Consider the following 24,495-nt stretch of genomic DNA (forward strand, 5'->3'; position numbering starts at 1 on the left):
CCGCTTAAGTTGCGCGATGACCTCCCCGCGCCCCTCCCGCCGTCACGCCCTGGCCCTGGTCGCCTCGGCCGCCGCCGCTCCGGCCTTCGCCGCCGACGCCGCTCCCGAAGACTGGAAGGCCCTGGCCGCTGATGTCCGGTCCGAGTTCCAGTGGGCCTGGCAAGGCTATGTCGCCAAGGCCTGGGGCAAGGACGAGATCAATCCGGTCAGCGGCACGTCGCAGTCGTTCTTCGTCGAGGGCCACGACCTGGGACTGTCGCTGGTCGAGGCGCTCGATACGCTGTGGATCATGGGGTTGGACGCCGAGTTCCAGGCCGGGGTCGATTGGGTGAAGGCGAACCTCTCCTTCGACGTCGACGGCAACGCCCAGGTCTTCGAGACCAACATCCGCCTGGTCGGCGGCCTGCTGTCGGCCCACCTGGCCTGCGGCGACCCCGTGCTGCTGGCCAAGGCCCGCGACCTGGCCGACCGCCTGGCCAAGGCTTTCGAGGCCTCGCCGCACGGCCTGCCCTGGCGCTATGTGAACCTGCGCACCGGGGCGGTCAGCGATCCGGAGACCAACCTGGCCGAGATCGGCACCTACCTGTCGGAATTCGGGGTGCTCTCCCAGCTGACCGGCGACCGCAAATATTTCGACATGGCCAAGCGGGCCATGCGCCACGCCCTGGACCGCCGCTCGAAGATCGGCCTGATGGCCGCCAACATCCACGCCACCACGGGCGAGTTCACCAGCCGCAACGCCAGCATCGACGTCTATGCCGACAGCTTCTACGAATACCTGTGGGACGCCTGGGAGCTGTTCGGCGACGCCGACTGCAAGCGCTGGGCGCTCGAGTGCGTCGACGCCCAGCTGGCCCACCAGGCCAAGCGCTACGACGGCCGGCTGTGGTTCCCGATGGTCGACTTCGAGACCGGGGCGGTGACCGGCACGGCCCAGAGCGAACTGGCCGCCTACTATGCCGGCCTGCTGGGCCAGGTCGGCCGCAAGGCCCAGGGCGACGACTACCTGGCCTCGTTCACCCACCTGCAGGCGACGTTCGGCGTGATCCCGGAATCGATCGACGTGACGACCGCCCAGCCGCGCCGCAAGGCGACCGGCCTGCGCCCGGAATATCCCGACGCCTGCCTGAACCTGTGGCTGGGCGACCGCGACGTCCGCTACCGCAAGCTGGCCGCCATCCACTATCGCGAGATGAAGGCCACCAGCCGCGCGGCCTTCGGCTACACGGCCCTGAAGGACATCACGACCAAGCCGATGACCCAGGGCGATAACTGCCCCGGCTACTGGTGGTCCGAGCAGATGAAATACTACTACCTGCTGTTCTCCGACACGCCGCGCATCGACTACGGGCAGTTGCAGCTGAGCACCGAGGCCAATGTGCTGCGCGGCTTCAGGAAGGCGTGATGAAGGCGTATCTGGTCCTCGACTTCGCCATCCGCGACCTGCCCGGCTTCATGCCCTACGTGGCCCAGATCCCGGCGTTCATCGCCAAGCATGGCGGTCGCTACGTCGTCCAGGGCGTCGAGCCCGCCGTCATGGAAGGCGACTGGGCGCCTGAGCGGCTGGTCATCCTGGAGTTCCCCTCGCGCGCCGACGCCAAGGCGTTCCTGGACGATCCCGACGCGCAAGGCCTGTTCGCCCTGCGCCACCGGACGACCGACGGCAGGCTGGTGTTGGTCGACGGCTGCGAGTGACCTTGCCGGCCTAGATCGTCACGCGGGCGCTGATGAACTTGCCCAGCTTCCCCGCCAGGAAGGGCGGCGCGACATTGGCCAGGACCGCGATCGTCACTTGGCCGTCGCCGAGGATGCGAAGGTCGCCGCTCATGCCGTCGGCGATGCCGTTGTGTCCGATCATCGGCGGGACGGCGCCGGGATAGACCGCGAAGCCGTAGCCGAACAGCATGCCCGACACCCCCTCGACACGACCCTCCGTCATCGTCCGGCGGTGGCCGGCGTCCAGCAGGCGTCCATCGTAGAGGGCCGTGACGAAGCGGTGGAAGTCCTCGACGGTGGCGTAGCCGCCGCCGGCCGGGGTGCCGCGCCAGGGCAATCCCTCGGCCGGGACGACGGCGCCGGCCTCGGTCTTGGCGTAGGCCGTGGGGCGGTCGGGGACGACGGTGCTTTCCGGCTCGAACCCGGCTCCGGTCATGCCGGCGGGGACGAAGACGTGGTCGCGCACGTGGTCGTAATAGTCGCGGCCCGAGACCGCCTCGATGATCCGTCCCAGCAGGATGTAGCCGTAGTTGGAATACTCCCACCGCGTCCCCGGCGGGAACTCGGCCGGTCGCGCGCCGAACAGGGCCACGTAGTCGGCCAGGGTGCGCAGGCTGTCGCGGCGGGCGTCGAATTCGGGACCGAAGATATCGCCGGCGCCGCCGGTGTGGGTCAGCAGATGGTGCGGCGTGACAGTCCGCGCGACCGCGGCGTTCGGATAGTCCGGCAACCAGGTCGCCAGCGGCGCGTGAAGGTCCAGCCGCCCTGCCTGGACCAACTGCATGATCGCCAGGCCGGTGAACATCTTGTCCATCGAGCCGACGCGAAAGCGGGTCGTCAGGCGGTTGGGGCGGTCGCGTTCGCGGTCGGCCAAGCCCCGGACGGCGGTCAGGATCACGCGGTCGCGGCGGGCCACCAGCACGGCGCCGGAGAAGTCCTGGCCCGCGTCGGCCAGCCAGCCGTCGATCGCGTCGGCCAGGGCCGCGTCGCCGAGGCGCTCGGGCGGCGGTGTTTGCGCGCGCGCCAGGGCTGGGACGACCGAAACCGAGGCGACAAGCGCGGCCGCCAGTCCGCCGACGACGGTCCGGCGAGAGATCGCGTCGGGGGCCTCGTCGAGGCGGCGTTGGGTGACGAAGGGCATGGCGGCTCCAGCCGAGGAAGAGGCGCAAGCATCCGTGCTGTACTTGCCACCCAGGATTGTTGTCTGATCGACCCTAGACGGGTCAAGCCATGGCCAAGCTGCTGGCTGGCCAAAAGGGGGAGGCGGCGATGTCGGGCCGACGGAAATCGATCACGCGGCGGAGCCTGATGGCGGCCGCGCCGGGTGTCGTGGCGGCGGGGCGGACCTGGGCCGAGGGGCCGGCGGCTGTCGGTCCCCGGCTGAACCAGCTCGGTTTCCTGCCCAAGGCGTCGAAGCGGTTCGTTCTGCCGGTCGCGGCCGGCGACGCGGCGGCGCGCGCCTTCACGGTCGAGACCCTGACGGGCAAGCCTGTGTTCACCGGCCGACTGGACGGCAAGGTGCACGACATCACCGTCACGGCGGGCGAGCACGTGCGCACGGGCGACTTCTCGGCCCTGACCACGCCCGGCCGGTATCGCGTCAAGGTGGGCATGGCGGTGTCCCATCCATTCGGCGTCGCCGAGGGCCTCTACGGGCCGCTGGTCCACGACGCCGCCCGGGCCTTCTTCCTGATCCGCGCCAATGTCGCGCTGGACGACCCGGTGACCGGGATCCGGCACGCGGCCGGCCATCTCAGCGAGGCGTCCCTGGTCGTCGACGGCGCAACCCGCGACCTGACCGGCGGCTGGTACAATGCCGGCGACTTCGGCAAATGGACCCACATGGCGGCGATCAGCGTCAGCCAGATGATGTGGCTGTACGTCCTGCGGCACGCCCCGGCCGCGCGGCTGAGGCTGGACGTGCCCCAGACCTGGCCGGGCCTGCCCGACCTGCTGCAGCAGGCCCGCTGGGGTCTGGAATGGCTGCTGAGGATGCAGAACCCCGACGGCTCGGTGCTGCACAAGGTCGACTCCAAGGGCCTCTACGCCTGGGGCCAGCCGCCGGAGCGGGATCCGCATCCCCGCGTCGCCCAGGGCGCGTCCAGCCTGGACGCGGGCGTGTTCGTCGGCGCCATGCTGCAGGCCGCCCGGGTGTTCGCCCCGCTCGATCCGACCTTCGCGGCCCGCTGCAAGGCCGCCGGCTTGAAGGCCTGGACCTGGCTGGAGGCCCACCCCAAGGTCCTGCACGACGACTACGCCTATACCGATCCCGATCCGCGCCAGGAGATCCTCTGGGCCGTCTGCGAGATGGCCGTGTCGACCGGTGATCCGGCCCTGGGCGCGCGGGCGGACGCCGCGATCCAGGAACTGGGCGTGTTCCCGTTCTTCTGGCCAGGCCCGCAGCTGCTGGGCGTGATGAGCCTGGCGCGGGCGGAGGGCGAGGCGGGCGCCGTCGCGCGAGCCGCCATCGTCGAGACGGCCAAGGCGATCGCGGCCCATGTCGCCGAGGACCCCTACGGCTTCACGATCCGGCCCGAGGCCTACACCTGGGGCTCGGTCGAGGTGGCGCTGAACACCGCCGTGATCTGCCTGTTCGCCGCCGAGCTGGGCGAGGCTGGCGGTCGCGACACCGCCCAGCGCCTGGTCGACTACGCCCTGGGCTGCAACGCCCTGGACCACGGCTTCGTCACCGGCCACGGCGAGCGCGCCACCCGGCGGCCCTATCACTGGACCTGCCGGGTCTGGGGGATCGTCATGCCGGGCTGGGCCAGCGGCGGCCCCAACGCGGGCCTGACGGGCGCCGATCCCCGATTGAAGGCGCTGATCGAGGCCGGGACCCCGTCGGCCAAATGCTTCGTCGACGCCTGCGAGAACGACGGCTCCTGGGCGTCCAACGAAGGCCAGACCAGCGAGAACGCGGCCCTGCTGCTGGCGACGGGGTTGCTGGGGCTGTAGGGCGGCTCTGCCCTAGTTTCAGGCCGCTCGCGCCCGAGCCTCTTGCGCGGCGGCAAGGCCCGCCTCCGCCAGATACGCCTCCAGTCGCGCGCCCTCCGTGGCGGCGACCAGGGCCGCGACATAGCCATCGGGGCGGATCAGGACGAGCTCGCCTTCGGCCAGGCCGTAAGTCGCGGCCAGGGCGTCGTCGGGGTCCTGGAGCTCGCCGTTCGCGCCGATCGCGTGGACGCGCAGGCCGGGGCGGGGCGTCGGCAGCAGCGCCCCATCGGCCACGCGGGCCAGCAGGGTCCAGTGCGGACCGGCCAGCAGGGCGAACAGGCGGACGGGGCGTCCGCCCGCGCCGCGCAGCAGGCCGTCCGGCGCGCGGTCGCCCGGCTGCAGGGCGTCTTCCGATCGGACGGCGTCCAGGGCCAGCGACGAGAACCGGTAGCCCAGGTCCAGCTGGTGCATTTCGCGACCGCGCTTCATGTCGCCCTGCCCGGCCTTGTCCAGCAGGCCGGCGGCCAGGCCCAGCACGCCGGCGGCGATCGGACGGCGTTCCTCCTCATAGGTGTCGAGCAGGGCGTCGGCCGCGCCGGCCAGCACGGCCGCCAGCTTCCAGCCCAGATTATAGGCGTCCTGGACGCTGGTGTTCAGGCCCTGGCCGCCGGTCGGCGGGTGGATGTGGGCGGCGTCGCCGATCAGCAGCACGCGGCCCACCCGGTAGCGATCGGCCAGGCGGGCGCTCATGGTGTAGGCCGAGGCCCAGGCGACCTTGCCCACCGTCAGGCCGCCGGGCGTCCAGCGCTCGTCGACGAAGGCCTGCAGGCCGGCGGTCGACAGGTCGACCTCGCCCTCCAGGGGTATGGGCGCCTGAAGTTGGAACAGGTCGGTGTGGGGCAGGGGGCAGAAGCCGATCTGACGATCCATGTCGCCCTCGCCGGACCGATGCCAGACGTCGCGCGTCAGGCCGTCCAGCTCGATGTCGGCGACGACGGCCCGCACGCCCAGGGTCTTGCCGGGGAAGCCGATGTCCAGCGCGTGGCGCACGAACGAGCGGCCGCCGTCGCCGCCCACCAGCCAGCGGCAGCGGATCGTCTCGACCCCGTCCGGCCCGGCGACCGTGGCCGTGACGCCCTCGGCGTCCTGGTCGAAACCCGTCAGCGCGCGGCCGTATTCCGGCGCGCCGCCCAGCTCGGCGAGGCGTTCGCGCAGCACCGCCTCGGTGCGGAACTGCGGGACCATCAGGGGCGTGCGGTAGGGCTCTTGCGGCGTCGGCGCGGCGAGCGCGATCTCCTGACTGTCGACCGTGGTTCCGTCGGCCTTATGCATCCGTTGCGGCGGATAGGGGCCGCCGACGGCCGCCAGGCGGTCGACGACGCCCAGGTCCTCGAACACCTCCAGGGTGCGGGGCTGGATGCCCTTGCCGCGCGAACCGGCGAACGGAGCGGGCAGCTTGTCGATCAGCCGCAGCGACACGCCGCGTCGAGCCAGGTCGATCGCCAGGGTCAGTCCGGCCGCGCCGGCGCCGCAGATCAGGACTTCGGTGGAAGCTTGTGGGGTGGAAGCTTGCTTGTTCATGGCTGCCTCGATATGTGTGTATTCAGCACACATATTTCGACGCCTGGATCCATGTCAACAAAAACCGTGCAAAATACACATATCTTGCGATCCCTGCCCGAGCTGCACCGGTCGCTCGTCGACATCGCCAGCACGATGAACCGGCCCGAGAACGACGCCGCCATGCTGGAGGCGGCGGGGCTGGCGCTGGAGCGCGCCCTGTTCCCGCTGCTGGTGCTGGTCGAGCGGCTGGGGCCGATCGGCGTGGTCGACCTGGCCGGACGGGTGGGGCGCGACCACACCACGGTCAGCCGCCAGGTGGCGCGGCTGGAGGAGCTGGGCCTGGTCGAGCGCCGGGCCGGCCAGGTCGACCGCCGGGTCCGCGAGGCGGTGATCACCCCCAAGGGCAAGACCGCCACCGACGCCGTCGACGCGGCGCGGGGGCGCATGGCGCTGGCGCTGTTCGACGGCTGGAGCCAGGGCGACTTCGACGACCTGGTGCGGCTGATGCGGAAGTTCGCCGACGGGATGAGCGAGATGACCGAGGGGAGGGACTAGGCTACCCCCTAAGTTCCGCCGTCTCGGCCAGGAACCAGTCCCGCAGCTTCAGGATCCGCGCCAGCTTGGGACTATCGGCCCGCCAGACGAAGTGGTTGCCGGTCTCGACGCCGACCTCGCCGACAAAGGGCCGGACCAGGCGGCCCTCGCGCAGGTCGCGTTCGGCCAAGCCGCTGCGGGCCAAGGCCACGCCCACCCCGTGGGCGGCGGTGTCCAGCATCAGGGCGGTGTCCTCGAAGCCCAGGCCCTGCTGGCGCGGCGGCTCGTCGACGCCCATGGCCGTCAGCCACATCGCCCACGGCAGGCCCACGTGGCGCAGCAGCGGCACGTCCAGCAGGTCGCGCGGCTCCTTGATCGGATGGCGGACCAGGAAGTCGGGGCTGCAGACCGGGAAGATCCGCTCGATCATCAGGGTGGCGGCCTCGACGCCGGGCCATTCGCCCAGGCCGAAGCGCAGGGCGATGTCGACGCCGTCGGTGGCCAGGTCGGCGACGCGGTCCTCGGCGCGGACGATCAGGTCGGGCTCGTCGGTCTCGCGCGCCAGCCGCTCCAGGCGGGTGACCAGCCAGCGGCTGGCGAAGGCGGCGCCGCTGCTGATCACCAGCGGTCCGCGCGCCGCCAGCCGGGCGTCGTCTACCCCGGCGTGCAGGGTGGCCAGAGCACTCGTCACCTGGTCGGCCAGCCGCTGGCCGGTGGCGGTGGGGACCATGGCGTTGCCCTGGCGGACGAACAGCTTGGTCCCCAGCTCGTCCTCCAGCTTGCGGATCTGCTGGCTGACCGCGCCGTGGGTCACGAACAGCTCGCGGGCCGCGCGGCTATAGCTGCGATGCCGGGCGGCGGCCTCCAGGGCGGTCAGGGTCAGGAACGGCGGCAGGCGCATGGGGCTCGTGGCTTGTTAGTCAGGCTGACAAGTTCGCTTAGATATCATCGTTCGTAAAGCGTGTTCCATAGGGCCATTTTACCTGTGCAAGGCCGCTGAGGCCGAAACCAACGCTCACAGGTGCTCCGATGAAACTGCTTCTGATCTCCGGCGTCGCCGTGCTGACCTTCCTGTTCGCCTCGATCGACAAGCTGTCGGCCCCGCTGCCCAACCTTGAGGAGCCGTGGTCGGCCAGCGCGCCGATCCACAGCCCGCGGTAGGGAAGGCGGAACGCACGATCGGGGACAGGCGCACGCGCCTGTCCCCAGCCCTGGAGCGGAACGCCTCGACGGCTCCCGCGCTTTTTCCGGCGAGGCTTGTCGGAGGCGTCATGAAGGCCGCGTTCTATCTGTGCTGGGCGATCTGGTGGATCGGCGGGGTGATCAGCCACTATGCGGGCTGGCGCGAGGTCCACGAGGTCTGCGTGGACCTGTTCGGACCCCTGACGCTGTTGATCGCCTTCGTCTGGGCCAGCCGCTGGATCTGGCGCAAGGCGAAGACGGCGGCGAGACGGCGGGAGAGCACGGACGCTTCTCCCCACCCGTAAATGGGCGAGGCGACAAAGAAAAAGGCCCGGGATCGCTCCCGGGCCTTCTCTGTTCGCAAGTCGCGAAAGCCTTACTTACCGGCCGCCGTCAGGGCGTCCATCAGTTCGGGCACGGCGGTCTTGTAGTCGGCCACCAGGCCGTAGTCGGCGATCTGGAAGATCGGGGCGTCGCTGTCCTTGTTGATGGCGACGATGATCTTGCTGTCCTTCATGCCGGCCAGGTGCTGGATGGCGCCCGAGATGCCGATGGCGATGTACAGCGCCGGGGCGACGACCTTGCCGGTCTGGCCGACCTGGTAGTCGTTCGGCGCATAGCCGGCGTCCACGGCCGCGCGCGAGGCGCCGACGGCGGCGCCCAGCTTGTCGGCCAGGGGCTCGATCACCTTCTGGAACTCCTCGGCCGAGCCCATGGCGCGGCCGCCCGAGACGACGATCTTGGCCGCGGCCAGTTCCGGACGGTCGGACTTGACCATCTCTTCGCTGACGAAGCGGGTCTTGCCCGCGTCGGCGCCGCCGACGGTCTCGACCGGGGCCGAGCCCCCTTCGCCCGCCGCCGCGAAGGCGGTCGGACGCACGGTGATCACCTTCTTGGCGTCCGAGGTCTGGACGGTTTCGAGGGCGTTGCCGGCGTAGATCGGGCGAACGAAAGTGTCGGCCGAGACGACTTCCACGATCTCGCTGATCGGGGCGACGTCCAGCTTGGCGGCGACGCGGGGGGCGAAGTTCTTGCCGCCCGAGGTGGCCGGAACCAGGATCGCGTCGTAATTGCCGGCCAGGGCCAGCACCGCATCGGCTTCCGCCTCGGCGATCCCGTGGCCGAGAGCGTCGCTCTCTGACACCAGCACCTTGCGGACGCCGGCGATCTTGGCGGCTTCGGCGGCGACGCCGGCCACGCCCTTGCCCAGGACCAGCACGTCCACGTCGCCCGACAGCTTCAGGGCGGCGGTGACGGTCTTGTGGGTGCCATCGCGCAGGTGCGCGTTGTCGTTATCGGCGACGACGAGAACGGCCATTAGAGCACCCCCGCGGTTTTGAGCTTGGAGACCAGGTCGGCGGCGGTTTCAACCTTGACGCCGGCCGAGCGCTTGGCGGGCTCGGCGACCTTGACGACCTTGAGGCGCGGCGTGATGTCGACGCCATAGTCGGCGACGGTCTTGGCCGCGATCTCTTTCTTCTTGGCCTTCATGATATTGGGCAGCGACGCGTAGCGCGGCTCGTTCAGGCGCAGGTCGGCGGTGACGATGGCCGGCAGGTCGACGTCCAGGGTCTGGAGGCCGCCGTCGACTTCGCGGGTGACCTTGGCGGTCGCGCCCGAGACTTCGATCGCCGAGGCGTAGGTGGCTTGCGGCCAGCCCAGCAGGGCCGACAGCATCTGGCCCACGGCGTTGTTGTCGCCGTCGATCGCCTGCTTGCCCATCAGGACCAGCTGGGGCGCTTCTTCAGCGACCACGGCGGCCAGCAGCTTGGCCACGGCCAGCGGCTCGGGATCGGCGTCGGTGGTGATCAGGATGCCGCGGTCGCCGCCCATGGCCAGGGCCGTACGGATGGTTTCCTGCGCCTGTTGCGGGCCGATGGAGACGATGACGACTTCCGTCGCGACGCCCTTTTCCTTGAGCCGAACGGCTTCCTCGACCGCGATCTCGCAGAAGGGGTTCATCGACATCTTGACGTTCGCCAGGTCGACGCCGGTCTGATCGGGCTTCACCCGGACCTTCACGTTGTAATCAATAACCCGTTTGACCGGGACCAGAACCTTCATCGGTCTACGCCGCCTCCTGGCTAATTTTCCTGCCTGCGCCGACGGACTTACCGCGTCCGGGCAGGTTTGCAAGTTTCCCCTGACGTAAGCGTAACGCATAAACGTCCGCCACGTTCAAACGCTTGTACGATACTTGATCGTCCACGTCTGCTGCGCTGCACACTTAAGCCGTCGATCCGACGCCGTCTCGGCCGGACGAGAGGCTCAGGATTTTGGCGGCGTTTTGGTCGGCGCCACGCAGTCCGGCAAGGCCGCCTTGATCCGTTCCGCCAGCACCTCCGCCTCCCGCGGCAGGACGGCCATCGTGATCTCGATGGCGTCGCCGGTGACCGGCGTCTTGAACGACGCCGCCGAGAGGACCGTTCCGTCGAACACCAGCGCGAGCCGGCCGCCTCCGGGGACGCTCGTGGTCTTGGCCAGTTGCGCGGCGCCCTCGTCGTCGAACTTCACGGCCAGGCCCGGCTTGGTCTCGACGAAGGTGGTGGCGATCCTGACGATGTCCCGGCCCGAGATCGCGATCTTTCGCTGGACCGTCAGCGGCCGGCCTTGCAGGTCCTGGAGAATGTCCGCGCCGGGATAGGGATCGGTGCTCTCGCGCTCGACGACCATGCGGAAATTGACGCGCGAGGTCGCGGCGGGGTCGGCGCAAGCCGGCAGCTCGACCCGTTCGCTGGCCGGTCCGCACGCGGTCGACAGGGCGGCCAGCGCCAGGCAGGGCGCGAGCCGGGCGAGCATCGGCGTCTTCATCGTTCTTCCCCCGGGGCGAGCCTTGCGGCGGCGTATCGTCCAAGGTGAAGCTTAGCGGGATTTCCGTCGGGCGGGCCAGCGGATTGACGAGCCGGCGGATTGGCGCGGCGCGGCGCAAGGGCGCGGCGGCGCAGAACCCTCTGGCCAGCTTCGCGGCGGACCAGTATGAGGCGCCCCATGAAGAGCAACATCAAGCGCCTGCAGCTGATCTTCCTGGGCCTGTTCCTGATCGGGGCCCTGGGCGTGTTCAGCTATCATTATGTCTGGGTGTGGCCGAAGGCCCGCTGCGAGGCCAAGGGCGCCGACCACGCCTGGGCCGGCAAGTGGCTGAAGTGCGCGACCATCACGCCGCTCAACATCATCACGATGCGGCCCGATCCCAAGCTGCCGCCGATCAACACCGATCCCAGCCGGATGGAAGGCCCCCGGGCCCAGCACGCACCGAAGAAGTAGGCGTCTGCCGCCACCTCTTGTCTACACGTGTAATACCGGCCTAAGCTTCACCCAATAAGGGGAGGCGAAAAGCCATGAAGCTTGTCTTGGTCGCGGCCGTTCTGGCCTTGTCCGGCGTCGGCGCGCGGGCGGCCGAGCCCGCCAATCCGGTGCTGATCGCCCGGCCTCGCGGCGTCGAGACGGGCCAGGTCCAGGACAAGGCCCTGCGGATCGCCAAGCTCGACGTCACCACGACCCTGGCGGGCGGCCTGGCCCAGACCACGATCGAGGCCCGCTTCGAAAACGCCACCCCGCAAATCATGGAAGGCGACTTCACCCTGGCCCTGCCGGCCGGGGCGGTGGTCAACGGCTACGCCCTCGACGTCGACGGCGGCATGGTCGACGGGGTGCTGACCGGCAAGCGCCAGGCGCGGCTGGTCTATGAAAGCCGCGTGCGGGCCGGGATCGACCCGGGTCTGGCCGAGGTGACCGCCGACAACAACTTCCACACCCAGGTCTACCCGATCATGCCGGGGCGAGGCCGCACCATCCGCCTCAGCTATGTCAGCCCCCTGGCCGCCGACGGCAGTTTCGCGTTGCCGCTGTCCAGCGAGGCGGTCGTGGGCGAGTACAGGGCGAGCGTGACCGTGCTGGGCGCCGCCGCCCCGCCGGTCGTCACGGCGAAGGGTTTCCCGCAGGCCTGGTCCAGGAGCCCCAATGGCCTGGGCGACGGCGTGACGGCCTCAATGGCGGGCAAGGATGTCGCCCTGTCCGAGGGGCTGAAGGTCGGCCCGTGGCGCGCGGCCGGGCCGCTGGAGCTGAGCCGCCACGCCAACGGCGAGCGGTTCTTCGAGCTGCGGCTGCCGTTCGACGCCCACGCCGCCGCGGCGGGCCGGCTGCGCGTCTATTGGGACCGTTCGCGCTCGCGCTCGGACGACGACCTGAAGGGCGAGATCGCCGTGCTGCGCCGCTATGTCGAGGCCGCCAAGCCTACCTCGATCGAGCTGGTGAGCTTCGCCGACGACACGCCCCGCGCGCTCGCCCTGTCAGCCCCGACGGGCGAAGCCCTGGAGGCGGCGCTGAAGGCGATGACCTATGGCGGCGCCAGTTCGCTGCGGGGCCTGTTCACGGCGGGAACCGGCGCCTCGTCCTCGGGGGCCGACACCTGCATCCTGGTCTCCGACGGCCGGATGACCGTCGACGGCTGGGCCGCCAAGCCGCCGCCCTGCCGGACCCTGGCCCTGTCCAGCGCCAAGGACGCCGATCGCGGTTTCCTGTCGGTCCTGGCCGAGCGCGGCGGCGGAACGCATGTCGACCTGTCGGCGATCGACGCCGAGGCCGCCCTGGCGCGCCTGACCTCGGTCGGCCCGCCGCCCTTCACCCTGACCGCCGACGACGGCCAGGCGGTCGAGCATCGCCTGGTCGCCGGCCCCAGCGGCCGCTGGTGGATCATCGGCAAGACCCCGGCCGCCCGCGCCCTGAAGTTCGCCGGGGCCGGCGTTGCGCAAACCCTGCCGCTGGGCGGTCCGGTCCACGCCTTCGACGGCGTCGGCGTCCTGTGGGGACGCCAGGCCGTCGCCGCCCTGCTGGCCACCGACCGTCCCGACCGCGACGAGGCCCTGGCCCTGGCGCGGCGCTACAACGTGGCCACCGAGGAGGCCAGCTTCGTGGTGCTGGAAGACGTCGACGACTATGTCGACGCCGGTGTCGCGCCGCCGGCCTCGGCGGGGCAGGAGATGCAGGACGACTACCGCCACGAGCTGATCGAGCGAAAGACCGAGGAGGCCGAGGACCGGGCGGCGCGCCTGGATGAGATCGTCGAGGCCTGGAACGAGCAGAAGCTCTGGTGGTCGCAGCGCCATACGCCGGCGAAGTCGCGCTGGGGACGCCACAAGCGGCAGGACGGGCCGCCGCCCGTCGCCTTCTCGCCGCCGCCGCCTCCCCCGCCTCCCCCTCCGCCGCCGTCACCCGCCTACGGCTACGCGGCGGATGCCGACGTCCAGGAAGTGGCGGTGACCGCCGCGCGGAGCGGCGGCGGCCATGCTCAGAACGCGCCGGCCGCCCGCATCCAGGCTCTTCCCGACGACGCGCCCGAGGATGACCGCATCACGGTGGAGGCCGCCGAGTGGAATCCCGACCGGCCCTATCTGAAGGCCCTGGCCGCCGCGCCCGCCGAGGCATGGCGCGCCCGCTACGCGGAGCTGGAGAAACAATACGGCGACGCCCCGGCCTTCTATTTCGACGTCGCCGAGCAGTTGTTCCGGTCCGGACGCAAGGCCGAGGCGACGCGGGTGGTGCTCAGCGCCCTCGACGTGCCGGGCGCCAACGGCAAGACGATGATCATCGTCGCCGACCGTCTGCAGGCCTACGGCGCGCTGGACCGGGCGGTGTGGCTGCGCGAGCGGATCCTGTTCCTCGAGCCCGACCGTCCCCAGCCCCGCCGCGACCTGGCCCTGGCCCTGATCGCGCGCGGCGACGGCGCGACCGGCAAGGCGCGCGCGGCCGACTATCGCCGGGCCCTGAGCCTGCTGAACGAGGTGATCGTGCGGCCCTGGGACGAGGCCTATGACGGGATCGAGGTGGTCGCCCTGATGGAGGTCAACCACCTGGTCGCCCGGATGAAGGCCGTGGGCCTGGGCCAGTCGGTGCTCGACCCGCGCCTAGTGGCCCTGCTCGACGTCGACATCCGCGCGGTGCTGGAGTGGAACACCGACAAGACCGACATGGACCTGTGGGTCGATGAGCCGACCGGCGAACAGGCGATCTACAGCAATCCCACCACCGAGATCGGCGGGCGGCTGTCGAACGACATGACCGCCGGCTTCGGACCCGAGGAATACCTGCTGCGCCGCGCTCCGAACGGCGAATACGTGCTGCAGGTCAATGTCTACGCCTCGGACGTGCTGGACCCCAACGGTCCCAGCACCGTGCGCGTGCGCCTGTTCCGCGACTGGGGCCGCCCGACCGAGAAGCAGGAGTCCTTCACCATCGAGCTGAAGAAGGGCGACAACGGCGCGATGAAGGTCGGGCGGTTCGTGATCGGGAAGGGGAAGTAGGGGGCGACCGCCGGCCTAGAGCAAGCGGACCTCCTGCGCCCAGGGACCTTCCAAGCCCGTGGGGTGCGGAAACGGGCGGGCTTCAACGGCTCCGATCTCGATCAAGGCGCGAAGCCGCGACATCAGCACGAAGTCGTTGGCCTGAAAGACATGGTCGTCGAACGCCTCGGCGAGGACGCCGCCGATGACGCGCGCCGCCCGGGTCCAATCGTCGGTGACATGCGACACGAGCCGCTGATCGAAGACCTCCAGCGGAGCGGAGGCGAGCTCGCCGCCCTGGATGGTCCGCAACGGCGCGTTCTCGCTTCGTAGACGTCGCCAGGTTTCGTGATGCCGGCGGCGTTCGGCTGGCTCCAGCGGTCGTGCGAGATCCAGTAGGCCAGCGGCCAGGATCTTCTCGGCGTCCAGCAGGCCAAGGATGGCCGGATCGGGCCCGACGCGCGTCTCCGACAGATCGATCACCGCGCAGGGCGCGTCGCCCAGCCGCCAGACCCACTCCAGAAAGCCGGCCCTCTCCTGGGCCACGCGCGTCGAGGTCCAGGCGACCAACGGGCGATCGCGTACAAGCGCCTGGCGCCAGAACGGTTCGTCGGTGTCAAAGCCCTGGGGATCCAGGTTCAGGACGTCGCCCAGCCAGGCTTCGCGCTGGGCCTGATCACCTGGATTTATCGGGCCAAAGCTGAAGTTGTCGGGACAGAACGTGACCTCATCCGGGCGCCCCGCCAGGGACAGCGCCTGCTGGAGATCCGGCGCCGCCGACTGCGAGAAGATGACGTGGAGCAGGGCGGTCATGCCCTACCGCGTCGCCCCCGGCTTCCACAGCACATCCGCCGCGCCGTCGTCGTTGGCGCGGCGCGCCGCGACGAACAGCAGGTCCGACAGGCGGTTGAGGTAGCGCAGGGCCGGTTCGCCGACGATCTCGCCCTCGGTCGCCATCAGCTCGACCAGCTTGCGTTCGGCCCGGCGGCAGACGGTGCGGGCCACGTGCAGGGCCGCGGCGGCGGGGCTGCCGGCGGGCAGCACGAACGAGTTCAGGGGCTGGAGCCTCCCGTTCATCGCGTCGATCTCGCGCTCCAGCCGCTCGACCTGGCTGTCGACCACCCGCAGCGGCTCCCACTCGGGCTTTTCGTTCTGCTCGGGAGTGGCGAGGTCGGCGCCCAGGTCGAACAGGTCGTTCTGGATGCGCTCGAGCAGGGCGTCGAGCTCGGCGTCGGCCTTGGTGTGCTGGCGCGCGACGCCGATGAAGGCGTTGGTCTCGTCGACCCCGCCATAGGCCTCGACCCGCAGGGAGGCCTTGCTGACCGGCTGGCCGGTCGACAGCCGGGTCAGCCCCTTGTCGCCGGTGCGGGTGTAGATGCGGTTCAGGGTGACCATCGGGGCTCCTCTGTGGCGTTTTGCCCTAGCGCCTATCGCGCAACCTTCCGCCGGGCTCGCCCATTGAGGGAGCCTGCGGTCAGTGTTGCTTCCACCAGAAGGCGGCGCACAGCACCAGCACGGCCAGGAACTGCAGCGCCACGCGCAGGCGCATCAGCTTGTTGGAATAGGAGCGTCCGAAATCGCCGCCCCGGAACAGGGCGTAGATGCCGAAGCAGAGCGTGATCAGGACCGCGCCGAGCGTGATCGGGATCAGGAAATCGAACAGGTGACTCATGGGGGCGAAAGGTAGGCGCTCGCCCCAGGCTTGGCCAGAGCGTCGGCCGAATCCAAAGGCATGGTCGGCGCCGGCGAACAAGCGGGTTCCATATCAAGATTCGCCGACTCTGTTCGTTGAGTGCATTTGTCGCAGTGACCCGGCGCTAACGGTACCATACATGACAGAAACGCTGCTGTTCGGTGATTTTGGTTCGGTTTTTTGGTTGCGCGCCCTTGCAGCACGGGCTAAACGCGCCACCTTCAAATTCCAGTACGCGTTCGTTGAACATGATCAACTCCTCACCGCAGGTCATGTCAGCGCCCTTTTTCAGCGGGGAGGCAGGAGAAAACAGTTTGGCTCAGAGCGCCCGCATCGCCGTCGCCGACTTCTCCGCGTCCGAGCGCGAAGACGCCATGGCTGAAGTCCGCCAACTGATCATCGACCTGCGCGACGCCGCGCAGGATGGGCGCGCCCTGGCGCGTCGCTACGCCGACATCCTCACCAGCGTCGTCGACGAATATTGCAATGAATTCGAGCAACGCGCCGAAGCCGCGCTTGCTCGCCTGGAGACTACCGCATGAGCTTTGTATCCCTGAACATCGAGTCGCCGACCGACGCCCCCGTCAAGCTGACGCGCCGGGCCCTGGCCAAGCAGCGCACCCGCGAACGCGTCCTGTCGGCCGCCCGCCGCCTGTTCACCGAGCGTGGCTACGAAGGCGCGACCATCCGCGACATCGCCCAGGCCGCCGGCATGTCGACGGGCGCGGTGTTCGCCAGCTTCTCGGACAAGAGCGAGCTGTTCGACGAGATCCTGACCGCCGACTACGAAGTCATCTACGCCCAGATGAAGCAGGCCAGCCTGGCCGCCGTCTCGGTGGAAGAAGGCGTCATCGGCATGTTCGCCGTCGCCTACGGCTTCCATGTCGACCAGCTGCCGCTCCTGCAAGCCAGCATCGCCGTGTCCTGGACCCGTTCGGAAACCGCCGAGCGCCGCAATCGCGGTCATCTCAAGCACATCTTCGCCCTGCTGAACGGCGTGCTGACCCGCGGTGTCGAACGTAATGAACTGAAGAGTGACGCCGACGTTAAGTTGCTCGCCGAGATCATCTGGGACGTGTATGTCGCCAACTATCGCCGGGCGATTTTCGACGCCTGGTCGGTCGAGGCACTGCTGTCGCGACTTTCGGATCAACTGAAAGTCATCCTGGCGGGCGCGCGCGCGTAATCACGACCGAGGGCGGACGCTCTTTGTCGGAGCGTCCGCCGTCGGGTTAAATAGAGCGACGCAGCCTATCCGGGGGGACAGTGCGTGGGCGTAAGAGACGAGCAAAAGCAGGCGACGCGCGAGAAGGTCCTCGAGGCCGCGCGCGATCTGTTCAACGAGACGGGCTACGAAGAGACCACCATTCGGGCGATCGCCGAACGGGCGGGGGTCTCGGTCGGCAGCGTCTTCACCACCTTCGCCTCCAAGGCGGAGGTGCTCAGCCATGTCATGGATAAGCGTCTGGGCGAGCTCTATGCCGAGTTCGACCGCGTCGTGCCGTTCCTGCGCGGCTCGACGGCCGATCGCCTGGGCTCGATCTTCGCCATCCACTACGAGTTCGAGACCCGCCGGGTGAAGCTGTTCCTGGCCCACATCGCGGCGTCCTACAGCCCCAGCCAGGATCCCGGCGTCACGCCCTACGGGCGCAACGAGCCCCTGACCCAGATGCTGCGCGAGGTGCTGACGGGCGGCATGGAACGCGGCGACGTCCGCCCCGACCTCGACCCCGAAACGGCGGTCGACGTGCTCAAGGCCGCCTATGCCTGGAACTACCGCATGGCCGCCTGCCGCCGGGCGACGGCCACCGAGCTCTCGGCGATGATGGACAAGCAGATCCAGTTCATCGCGCAGGGATGGCGGGTGGGCTAGATCTCACCCTCTCCCCTCCGGGAGAGGGTGTCACTGCTTCGCCAGCTTCAAATCCTGATAGTCGTACGAGAAGTCCGCCAGCGGCGAGACCGCGCGCATCGTCGCGCCGGTCACCGCGCCGTCCTTCACCGTGAACACCACGAAGGCGTCCTCCTGGGAGCGGTCGTCGAAGCGGGTCCTGAAGGTGTCGCCGTCGAAGGCCTCCAGCGCGCCGCGCAGGGCCGGGGTCTTGTCGAAGGCGATCTTCAGGGAGGTCTTCTTGCCTTTCCGCAGGATCGCCACCGTCACCGTGCCGTACCAGGGATCGCGATAGGTCCCGACATAGGCCGACAGCGGCAGGGTGGGGGCCGCCCCGCCGCCCTTGGGGGTCATGGCCTCGGCGGCGTCCTTGACCGTCTTGGCGTCGGCCTCGGCCTGGACCTTGCGGCTGGACGCGATCCAGTCGAAGTCGCTGCGGCCCTGCAGCCGGTCGGGACCGCCGTAGCGCAGGGAGCGGAAGACGGTGTTCTCCTCTGCGTTGGTCATCACCATGATCCCCGACTTCCGGCCTGGCAGCAGGCCGGTATAGGAGATGAAGCCGGCCAGGCCGCCGGTGTGCCAGACGATCTTCTCGCCGCGATGGTCGTTGACGAACCAGCCCAGGGCGTAGGCCTGCAGGCTGGCGCGCACCGGGTTGTCGGCGGTCGGGCCGTCGGACCAGGCGGTGATGGTCTGGGGCTTCCACATCTCGCGGCCCGAGGCCTCGGTCCACAGCTTGACCCCGCCCGGCGCCGTGCCCAGGCCCAGCTGGACCTGCATCCACTTGCCGATGTCGCGCGGGCTGGCGTTGAGGCCGCCGGCCGCGCCCGCCGAGTCGAAGCTGCCGTCGAACGGCAGCACAGTCTGCGGGCCCAGGCCCCGCACCGGCGGACCCATCCGCGCGTGCGGCTCGGCGCGCGGCCGGTCGCCGATCAGCGAGGGCAGGGGCACGCTGTCGGTCATCTTCAGCGGGTCCAGGATCCGCTTCTGGATGAACACCTCCCACGGCGCGCCGGTGACGGCGGCGATCACCTCGCCGGCGGCCACGTACAGCACGTTGTCATAGGCGTAGCCGCCCCGGAACTGGCCGCCGATCGGCAGGTACTTCAGCCCCGCCACGATGTCGGCGCGCGTGTGGGTGGGGTTGGGCCAGATCATCAGGTCGCCGGCCCCCAGGGTCAGGCCCGAGCGGTGGCACAGCAGGTCGCGCACGGTCATCAGCTTGGTGACGATCGGGTCGCTCATCTGGAAATTGGGCAGGTGCTTGGTGACCGGATCGTCCCATTTGACCTTGTCCTCCTCGACCAGCATGGCCAGGGCGGCGGCGGTGAAGGCCTTGGTGTTGGACGCCACGCCGAACAGGGTGGAGTCGGTGACCTTGTCGGGCCCGCCCAGGCGGCGCACGCCATAGCCCTTGGCCAGGGTGATCTCGCCGTCCTCGACCACGCAGATCCCCAGGCCCGGCTCGTCGGGAAAGGCGGCCATGACCTCCTGGGCGAACTGGTCGACCGCCGCGCCCGCCTTGCCGGTCTGCCGCGCGAAGGCGGGTCTGGCCAGGGCCGCGGCGCCGACGCTGGCGAAGGCCGACAACAGGGCGGCGCGGCGGGTCGTGGCGATCATGGAAGCGTCTCGAATGAAGTCAGGGGCGTACTCAAGCCTAGCCGTTGCGTCGGGGCAAGGTCGAGAAACCCTCTCCCGCTGGGAGAGGGTTCTTCTTTGAGCGCCCCAAACAGCAACAAGCCCGCCTGCCGGGGGAGCAGACGGGCTTGCCGTACTGGGGCCTGACGCTAAGCGGCCCCGTCGGGGACAGGCCCATGGGCCTGTCCCCAGTCGTTGATTACGCCCGGTAGACGTAGGCGCTCGAGACGTAGCCGACGCCGACGCCGTCCTGGCCGACCAGGATCCACTTGCCGTCGCCGGTGCGGCCCAGGGCCTGGAAGGTCTCGCCGGCCTGGACCGAACCCACCGCCTGGGCGCGGGTGGTGGCTCCGCTGCGCAGGTTCAGGGTCGAGCGGGCCACGTACTTGCCCTTGATCTTGGTCATCGGCGAGGCGTCGACCGCGTTGGACACCCGGATGCCGTTGCTGGTGTAGACGCCGCCGGCGTTGTCGGCCGCGCGGTTCTTCTGCATCTGGCAGCCGGCGTAGGAGCCCGCGCCCGCGCCGACCACGGCGCCGATGGCGGTGCCCGTGCCCCGGTCGTTCTTGGCCAGCTTGTTGCCGGCGACGGCGCCCAGCAGGCCGCCGATCACGGCGCCGGCTTCCTGCTTGCCGCCCGAGGCGTTGCAGCCGATGACGCCGCCCAGCTTCTGGGACATGGCGCTGGCGGTGGTGGGCGCGGCGGCCATGGTCAGGGCGGTGGCGGTCATGGCCAGGCCCAGGCCGATCGTCTTGGTGAAGGTCTTGATGGTCTTGGTCATGGTCTTCGTCCCTTTGAATGGTCAGGAGCCGTCGGCCCCTTGAGACACACCATGACAAGGTGAAGCTGAACGGCGTCGACAGGTCGGCCGACAGATTTCGTTCATGTGCGAATTTTCTCGCGATCGCGCCGAACTGCGAGGGTCTCGCAATAAGGGTGTTGGCGCGTCTTGCTATTGACGATTGTATCGGTGCGGTCGTTACTACCCTTGCGCGCGCCGTCAGAGCGCCGCGGTTCAGGGGAGGCGCACATGCGCGACATCGGTTTGAAAGCGGCCGCCGCGATGCTGGTCCTGGCCGCGGGGGCTTGCGACAACGGCCCCAAGACCCAGACGGAGGGCCAGGTCGGGGCGCAGGCCTCGGGCGTGGTGACCCCCGTGCCGCTGCCCGACAGTCCGACCTTCCCGGTGCCGACCGCCACGATCAACGCCTGGATCGCCGCCGGCGACACCGCCGCCATCCGGGGCCACGCCTGGGACCTGTGGCAGGGCATGAGCGCGGCCTCGGGCCAGACGTTCAACGGCCAGATGCTGCCGATCTGGGAAACCTGGGCGGGACCCAACGACGTGTTCCCCACCAACCAGGCGGCCGTCGCCGCCGGCACGAACGGCGTCACCCTGGAGGCGCGCCTGGCCAAGCCGCGCGTGATCCGCAACTTCGCCGCGCCGCTGCAGTTCCACCACACCAAGGGCGTCAAGCTGGGCGCCCTGGGGACCTTCGGCAATTCCGACGTCACCGCCGACAACAAGTTCAACCCGCAGGCCGCCACCTTCATCGACGCCCCGCAGCCGGGACCGAACGGCGGGACCTACGCCTACAACACCCAGGCGGGCCTGAATAAGCTGAACGCCTCGTGGCCGACGGGGACCACGCCGCAGAACCGGGGCGTCAACGAGTTCCCGATCCGGGCGATCGAGACCAAGCCGGTGTTCGGCACGGTCAAGGCCACGGGCCTGACTATCCAGCCGCTGTGGCAGGGGCCGTCGGGCTCGACCAATCCGACCAATCCGACCCAGAGCACCTGGACCAGCTGCATGCTGATCTCGCCGACCGGGACCGGTCCGATCCGTCCCGCCACCCCGGCCGAGATCGCCAGCGTCAGCACCCAGGGCACGGCCTGCAAGACCTTCCAGTGGGCGCCGCTCAGCACCTTCTACGCGGTGCGGCTGTCGGCTTCGGAAGCCAAGAACTTCGCCGCGGCTACCGGCAAGACGGTGGCCGAAGGCGACTTCGCCGTGCTGCTGGCCATGCACGTCAACACCAAGGAGATCCCGTTCTGGACCTGGCAGACCTTCTGGTGGCAGCCCGGCGGCGACACGCCCAACGGCTTCCCGGGCAGCAAGCAGGGCCAGCCGGCCGCGCTGACGGGGCCGTGGACCAACTACGCCGCCTGCACGGCCTATGACCAGACGACGACCCCGGGCAGCACGACCATGCAGGTCTGCTTCAATCCCTATCTGGAGACCTCTCCGGGCATCCCGGCCGGGATCACCTCCAACTGCATGAGCTGCCACGGCGTGGCGGTGGTGGGCAACGACCAGCCCTATCCGGCCGACTACAAGAAGCCGATCGCCTTCTTCACCGACCCGAACTACTTCACCACCCAGACGACCCACACCGACTTCTCGTGGGCGGTGGCGACGTCGCCTTAGGGACGGAGGGGCGTCTCAGATCGCCTTGTCGACCTTGTCGCCGATCGCGTAGGGCTCGAGGATGGGGCGCGGCCTGTCGTTGGCCGGCGCGGCGGTGGCCTTGCGGTCCTGCTCGGCCTCATCCTTCGCAGCCTCATCCTTCGCAGCCTGGGCCCTGGCTTCGGTTCGGGCCTCGGCCGCTTTCTGAAGCATCTTCAGGGCCGCGGCGGCGACGCCGTCGCCCTGGTTGGGCGAGGTGAGGGCGGCCAGGGCTTGGGCCTCGGGCGAAGCTTGGTCCGGCGCCGGCGTTCCATCCTCGACGGCCTTGGATCCGCCATCGGCCTGGGGGGGCGCCTTGCCGGACTTGCGGGCCTTCTTCTCGGCCTCGTCCATGGCGATCATCTTGTCGACATTGACGATGTCGACCTGCATCTGGGCCTTCCACTGGTCCAGCGAGTCCATGTCCATGCCGACCGTGCCGGCGAAGACCATCTGCTGTTCCAGCGGCGACATCGCGTTCATGTGCGCCAGGTTCTTGCGGGGCACGTTGGGGTGCAGGTCCTGCGACATGCTCCAGTGGTTGAAGTCGTTGGCGGCCTTTTGGATTTCCGTGGCGATCGCGCCGCCGTCCATGATGGCGGCGTAGGCCTTGCGGTCCTCCTGGCTGCTCTGGGCCCACCAGGTCCTGTCGGGATCCAGGAAGATCGTCTTCTGCACGTCGACATAGGCCTGGATCTGCTCGGCCTTGGGCACGCCGGACCCGTCGGCCAGCTTCAGCAGCAGCGACTTGATCCGGGCGAGCGGGCCGGACTGGGCGCCGGGCGTCAGCGTCTTGACGGCGTCCGCCATCGGCATCGCGGCCAGGGCGTTCTGGGCCGCTCGGGCCTCGGGTGACAGGGTCACCGTCACGACCGGGGCGGCGTCGACGGTCGGAGCCACGGCCGCCGGCGCGGCTTGAGGCGTGTCGGCCGGCGCGGGCGTCGAGTTCGGCGCGGCGGGGTTCGGCGTTGTCGCGGAAATCTGCACGGGAGCTCCAGCACCTCGCCGAATGGATACGGCCCGGTCAGGCTAGCCGTCGAAGCTAAACCAGAAGTTACGCGCAGTGTCAGGTTGCTGTCGCGGGGGCCGTCGCTTCAAGGCCGGCGCCACGAAAAACGCCCCCTCCGCGAGGAGGGGGCGCTGGTCGCTTGGAAGGTCGGAAGGCCTAGTTGGCCGTTCCCACCGGCGCGGCCGCCGCGACCGGAGCCGCCGCCGGCGCGGAAGCCGGGATCGCCGGGGCGCCCGCCAGGTCCACCGTGGCGTCGGAGTCTGTGAAGATGGTCATCTTCTGACCCGGTTTGATCTCGACGTCCTTGCCATGCTTGATCAGGCCCAGCGGGCCGAACAGCACGGTCAGGGTGATCGTGGTGCCATAGCGGGCGTCGCCCTCGGCGCCCTTCTGGCCGCGCAGCTTGATCTTGCTGTCGCCCACCTTGAGATAGTCGAAGCGGACGTTCAGTTCGCCCGGCTTGCCCATCATGCCCTTCTTCTTGGCGTGGGTGACTTCGCCCGCGCCCTTCAGGCCGGCCGGCAGCTTCGTGCCGTCGGCCAGGACGACGTCGTCGGCCAGGCTGATCGAGAAGCGATCGCCTTCCTTGTTGGTTTCGGACGACAGCTTGTCCTCGACGCTGATCACCACCTCGGTGCCTTCCGGCACCTTGACGGTCTGGGCGTGAGCGGCCGAACCGGCCATGACGAACAGCGCCGCGACAGCGGCTTTGTACAGATTTTTCAAGGTATTTCCCCCGCGGGCCCCATCCCGCGCGGGCATCTAACCGGATATGCCCAAGCTTGTGAAGCGCGCGACAGCACGCGGCTGTGCGTAACCCTGGCGCGAGGGCGCGGCTGGGTCGCTATTCTCCCAGCTTGTACGGCCCGCTCTTCTCCAGCGCCGCCTGCCAGGCCGGTCGGGCGTGCATGCGGCCGATCCAGGCCTCGAGGTTCGGATAGTCGGCCAGCTTGCCGTGCGCCTTGGCGACCTCGGCCACGAAGCTCATCTGGATGTCGGCGCCGGTCAGGTCGTCGCCGACGAAGAACTGGCGGCCCTCCAGCGCGCCGTCGGCATAGGCCAAGTGGTTGGCCACCTCGCTCTCGATGCGCGGATGCAGCGGCGCGCCCGCCGCGCCCAGCCGGCCGACATACATCCGCAGCAGCATCGGCAGCATGGCCGAGCCCTCGGCGTAGTGCAGCCACTGCTGGTAGGCGTCGTAGTCGGGGCTGGCCGGATCGGGCGCCAGCCGGCCGACGGCGTGGCGGCGGATGACGTAGTCGGTGATCGCCCCGCTCTCGATGATCGTCGCCGCGCCGTCGGTCAGAACCGGCGACTTGCCCAGCGGGTGGACAGCCAGCAGGGCGGGCGGCGCCAGGCGGGTCTGGGCGTCGCGCTCGTAGAAGCGGATCTCGTAGGGCAGGCCCAACTCCTCCAGCAGCCAGAGGATGCGCTGCGAGCGCGACTCGTTGAGGTGATGGACGACCAGCATGTTTCTCTCCCAAGGGCCTGATTGAACGCCCCAGGGAACTTTTGATCCCTGCCGGCCGATTTATGTTGCGCTGCGGCATTGCTCGCAGGTGCGAAAGGCTCCACAGTGAAAGAAAACAACTGTTCGGCGCACGGGAG

General features: G+C 69.4%; 26 protein-coding genes. 12 read left to right on the forward strand and 14 right to left on the reverse strand.

From position 1 onward, the window contains the following. The first annotated feature begins 16 nt into the window (after positions 1-16). On the forward strand, positions 17-1,405 hold the full coding sequence (locus tag AC1DMQ_RS01300) for a glycoside hydrolase family 47 protein (RefSeq protein WP_477031743.1): 1,389 nt from the start codon (positions 17-19) through the stop codon (positions 1,403-1,405). Beyond that, positions 1,405-1,695: a DUF1330 domain-containing protein gene (locus AC1DMQ_RS01305; RefSeq protein ID WP_477031744.1), complete on the forward strand. Its 291-nt coding sequence runs from the start codon at positions 1,405-1,407 to the stop codon at positions 1,693-1,695. Before AC1DMQ_RS01300 ends, AC1DMQ_RS01305 begins: the two co-directional genes overlap by 1 nt. A 10-nt stretch (positions 1,696-1,705) precedes the next feature. Here AC1DMQ_RS01305 and AC1DMQ_RS01310 read toward each other — a convergent pair whose 3' ends face one another. After that, on the reverse strand, positions 1,706-2,857 hold the full coding sequence (locus AC1DMQ_RS01310; protein ID WP_477031745.1) for a serine hydrolase domain-containing protein: 1,152 nt from the start codon (positions 2,855-2,857) through the stop codon (positions 1,706-1,708). A gap of 89 nt (positions 2,858-2,946) precedes the next feature. On the opposite strand from AC1DMQ_RS01310, the gene AC1DMQ_RS01315 reads away from it, so the two are divergent. Next, positions 2,947-4,671, forward strand: coding sequence for a glycoside hydrolase family 9 protein (locus tag AC1DMQ_RS01315; protein WP_477031746.1), 1,725 nt, complete (start codon positions 2,947-2,949; stop codon positions 4,669-4,671). Between the two features lie 18 nt (positions 4,672-4,689). On the opposite strand, the gene AC1DMQ_RS01320 is transcribed toward AC1DMQ_RS01315, so the two are convergent. Then, positions 4,690-6,231 carry an FAD-dependent oxidoreductase gene (locus AC1DMQ_RS01320; protein ID WP_477031747.1) on the reverse strand — a complete coding sequence of 514 codons (1,542 nt, stop codon included), beginning with the start codon at positions 6,229-6,231 and terminating at the stop codon, positions 4,690-4,692. A gap of 84 nt (positions 6,232-6,315) precedes the next feature. Between AC1DMQ_RS01320 and AC1DMQ_RS01325 the strand changes: the two genes are divergently transcribed. Then, entirely contained in the window at positions 6,316-6,768 is a 453-nt protein-coding gene (locus AC1DMQ_RS01325) for a MarR family winged helix-turn-helix transcriptional regulator (protein ID WP_477031748.1), read from the forward strand. A 1-nt stretch (position 6,769) separates the two neighbouring features. On the opposite strand, the gene AC1DMQ_RS01330 is transcribed toward AC1DMQ_RS01325, so the two are convergent. Next, positions 6,770-7,648, reverse strand: coding sequence for a LysR substrate-binding domain-containing protein (locus AC1DMQ_RS01330; RefSeq protein WP_477031749.1), 879 nt, complete (start codon positions 7,646-7,648; stop codon positions 6,770-6,772). A gap of 128 nt (positions 7,649-7,776) precedes the next feature. Here AC1DMQ_RS01330 and AC1DMQ_RS01335 point away from each other — a divergent pair, with 128 nt between their 5' ends. Both AC1DMQ_RS01335 and AC1DMQ_RS01340 read left to right on the forward strand, forming a co-directional pair. Further along, the gene (locus AC1DMQ_RS01335) at positions 7,777-7,908 is read left to right on the forward strand and encodes a hypothetical protein (protein ID WP_477031750.1); all 132 of its coding nucleotides are present in this window, start codon (positions 7,777-7,779) and stop codon (positions 7,906-7,908) included. A gap of 110 nt (positions 7,909-8,018) precedes the next feature. Next, positions 8,019-8,234 carry a hypothetical protein gene (locus AC1DMQ_RS01340; protein ID WP_477031751.1) on the forward strand — a complete coding sequence of 72 codons (216 nt, stop codon included), beginning with the start codon at positions 8,019-8,021 and terminating at the stop codon, positions 8,232-8,234. Between the two features lie 71 nt (positions 8,235-8,305). Here the strand turns inward: AC1DMQ_RS01340 and AC1DMQ_RS01345 are convergent, their stop codons facing one another. The 3 genes from AC1DMQ_RS01345 to AC1DMQ_RS01355 form a co-directional block, all read right to left on the reverse strand. Beyond that, on the reverse strand, positions 8,306-9,247 hold the full coding sequence (locus tag AC1DMQ_RS01345; RefSeq protein WP_477031752.1) for an electron transfer flavoprotein subunit alpha/FixB family protein: 942 nt from the start codon (positions 9,245-9,247) through the stop codon (positions 8,306-8,308). After that, positions 9,247-9,993 carry an electron transfer flavoprotein subunit beta/FixA family protein gene (locus AC1DMQ_RS01350; RefSeq protein ID WP_477031753.1) on the reverse strand — a complete coding sequence of 249 codons (747 nt, stop codon included), beginning with the start codon at positions 9,991-9,993 and terminating at the stop codon, positions 9,247-9,249. The genes AC1DMQ_RS01345 and AC1DMQ_RS01350 overlap by 1 nt, the downstream gene beginning before the upstream one ends. A 204-nt stretch (positions 9,994-10,197) precedes the next feature. Next, positions 10,198-10,740, reverse strand: coding sequence for a SecDF P1 head subdomain-containing protein (locus AC1DMQ_RS01355; RefSeq protein ID WP_477031754.1), 543 nt, complete (start codon positions 10,738-10,740; stop codon positions 10,198-10,200). A gap of 177 nt (positions 10,741-10,917) precedes the next feature. Here AC1DMQ_RS01355 and AC1DMQ_RS01360 point away from each other — a divergent pair, with 177 nt between their 5' ends. Together AC1DMQ_RS01360 and AC1DMQ_RS01365 are read left to right on the forward strand one after the other, a co-directional pair. Next, a complete protein-coding gene (locus tag AC1DMQ_RS01360; RefSeq protein WP_477031755.1) occupies positions 10,918-11,193 on the forward strand; it encodes a hypothetical protein in 276 nt (91 codons plus the stop codon). Positions 11,194-11,267: 74 nt separating this feature from the next. After that, positions 11,268-14,228, forward strand: a complete 2,961-nt coding sequence (locus tag AC1DMQ_RS01365; RefSeq protein WP_477031756.1) for a VIT domain-containing protein — start codon at positions 11,268-11,270, stop codon at positions 14,226-14,228. Positions 14,229-14,243: 15 nt separating this feature from the next. Here AC1DMQ_RS01365 and AC1DMQ_RS01370 read toward each other — a convergent pair whose 3' ends face one another. The 3 genes from AC1DMQ_RS01370 to AC1DMQ_RS01380 all read right to left on the reverse strand — a co-directional run bounded on the left by AC1DMQ_RS01370 (position 14,244) and on the right by AC1DMQ_RS01380 (position 15,879). After that, positions 14,244-15,020, reverse strand: a complete 777-nt coding sequence (locus tag AC1DMQ_RS01370) for a DUF3658 domain-containing protein (RefSeq protein ID WP_477031757.1) — start codon at positions 15,018-15,020, stop codon at positions 14,244-14,246. Positions 15,021-15,023: 3 nt separating this feature from the next. Then, on the reverse strand, positions 15,024-15,602 hold the full coding sequence (locus tag AC1DMQ_RS01375) for a cob(I)yrinic acid a,c-diamide adenosyltransferase (RefSeq protein WP_477031758.1): 579 nt from the start codon (positions 15,600-15,602) through the stop codon (positions 15,024-15,026). 79 nt (positions 15,603-15,681) lie between these two features. Next, on the reverse strand, positions 15,682-15,879 hold the full coding sequence (locus tag AC1DMQ_RS01380) for a twin transmembrane helix small protein (RefSeq protein ID WP_477031759.1): 198 nt from the start codon (positions 15,877-15,879) through the stop codon (positions 15,682-15,684). Positions 15,880-16,172: 293 nt separating this feature from the next. Here AC1DMQ_RS01380 and AC1DMQ_RS01385 point away from each other — a divergent pair, with 293 nt between their 5' ends. From AC1DMQ_RS01385 to AC1DMQ_RS01395, 3 genes are all read left to right on the forward strand, one after another. Next, positions 16,173-16,442, forward strand: coding sequence for a CC0731 family SpdR-regulated protein (locus AC1DMQ_RS01385; RefSeq protein ID WP_477031934.1), 270 nt, complete (start codon positions 16,173-16,175; stop codon positions 16,440-16,442). Beyond that, on the forward strand, positions 16,439-17,086 hold the full coding sequence (locus tag AC1DMQ_RS01390; RefSeq protein WP_477031760.1) for a TetR/AcrR family transcriptional regulator: 648 nt from the start codon (positions 16,439-16,441) through the stop codon (positions 17,084-17,086). The genes AC1DMQ_RS01385 and AC1DMQ_RS01390 overlap by 4 nt, the downstream gene beginning before the upstream one ends. Before the next feature lie 84 nt (positions 17,087-17,170). Beyond that, positions 17,171-17,773, forward strand: coding sequence for a TetR/AcrR family transcriptional regulator (locus AC1DMQ_RS01395; protein WP_477031761.1), 603 nt, complete (start codon positions 17,171-17,173; stop codon positions 17,771-17,773). Positions 17,774-17,803: 30 nt separating this feature from the next. Here AC1DMQ_RS01395 and AC1DMQ_RS01400 read toward each other — a convergent pair whose 3' ends face one another. Together AC1DMQ_RS01400 and AC1DMQ_RS01405 are read right to left on the reverse strand one after the other, a co-directional pair. Then, positions 17,804-19,411 carry a serine hydrolase gene (locus AC1DMQ_RS01400; RefSeq protein ID WP_477031762.1) on the reverse strand — a complete coding sequence of 536 codons (1,608 nt, stop codon included), beginning with the start codon at positions 19,409-19,411 and terminating at the stop codon, positions 17,804-17,806. Positions 19,412-19,628: 217 nt separating this feature from the next. Further along, positions 19,629-20,210, reverse strand: a complete 582-nt coding sequence (locus AC1DMQ_RS01405; RefSeq protein ID WP_477031763.1) for an SH3 domain-containing protein — start codon at positions 20,208-20,210, stop codon at positions 19,629-19,631. Positions 20,211-20,459: 249 nt separating this feature from the next. Here AC1DMQ_RS01405 and AC1DMQ_RS01410 point away from each other — a divergent pair, with 249 nt between their 5' ends. Continuing rightward, entirely contained in the window at positions 20,460-21,860 is a 1,401-nt protein-coding gene (locus AC1DMQ_RS01410; RefSeq protein ID WP_477031764.1) for a hypothetical protein, read from the forward strand. A 15-nt stretch (positions 21,861-21,875) separates the two neighbouring features. On the opposite strand, the gene AC1DMQ_RS01415 is transcribed toward AC1DMQ_RS01410, so the two are convergent. From AC1DMQ_RS01415 to AC1DMQ_RS01425, 3 genes are all read right to left on the reverse strand, one after another. After that, on the reverse strand, positions 21,876-22,865 hold the full coding sequence (locus AC1DMQ_RS01415) for a hypothetical protein (protein ID WP_477031765.1): 990 nt from the start codon (positions 22,863-22,865) through the stop codon (positions 21,876-21,878). A gap of 178 nt (positions 22,866-23,043) precedes the next feature. After that, complete coding sequence (locus AC1DMQ_RS01420) at positions 23,044-23,613, reverse strand: hypothetical protein (RefSeq protein WP_477031766.1); 570 nt, start codon at positions 23,611-23,613, stop codon at positions 23,044-23,046. A 118-nt stretch (positions 23,614-23,731) separates the two neighbouring features. After that, positions 23,732-24,358 (reverse strand): glutathione S-transferase family protein, encoded by a 627-nt coding sequence (locus tag AC1DMQ_RS01425; protein WP_477031767.1) that lies wholly within the window; start codon positions 24,356-24,358, stop codon positions 23,732-23,734. Between the last annotated feature and the right edge of the window lie 137 nt (positions 24,359-24,495).

This window comes from Caulobacter sp. 05L422 (assembly GCF_056397765.1).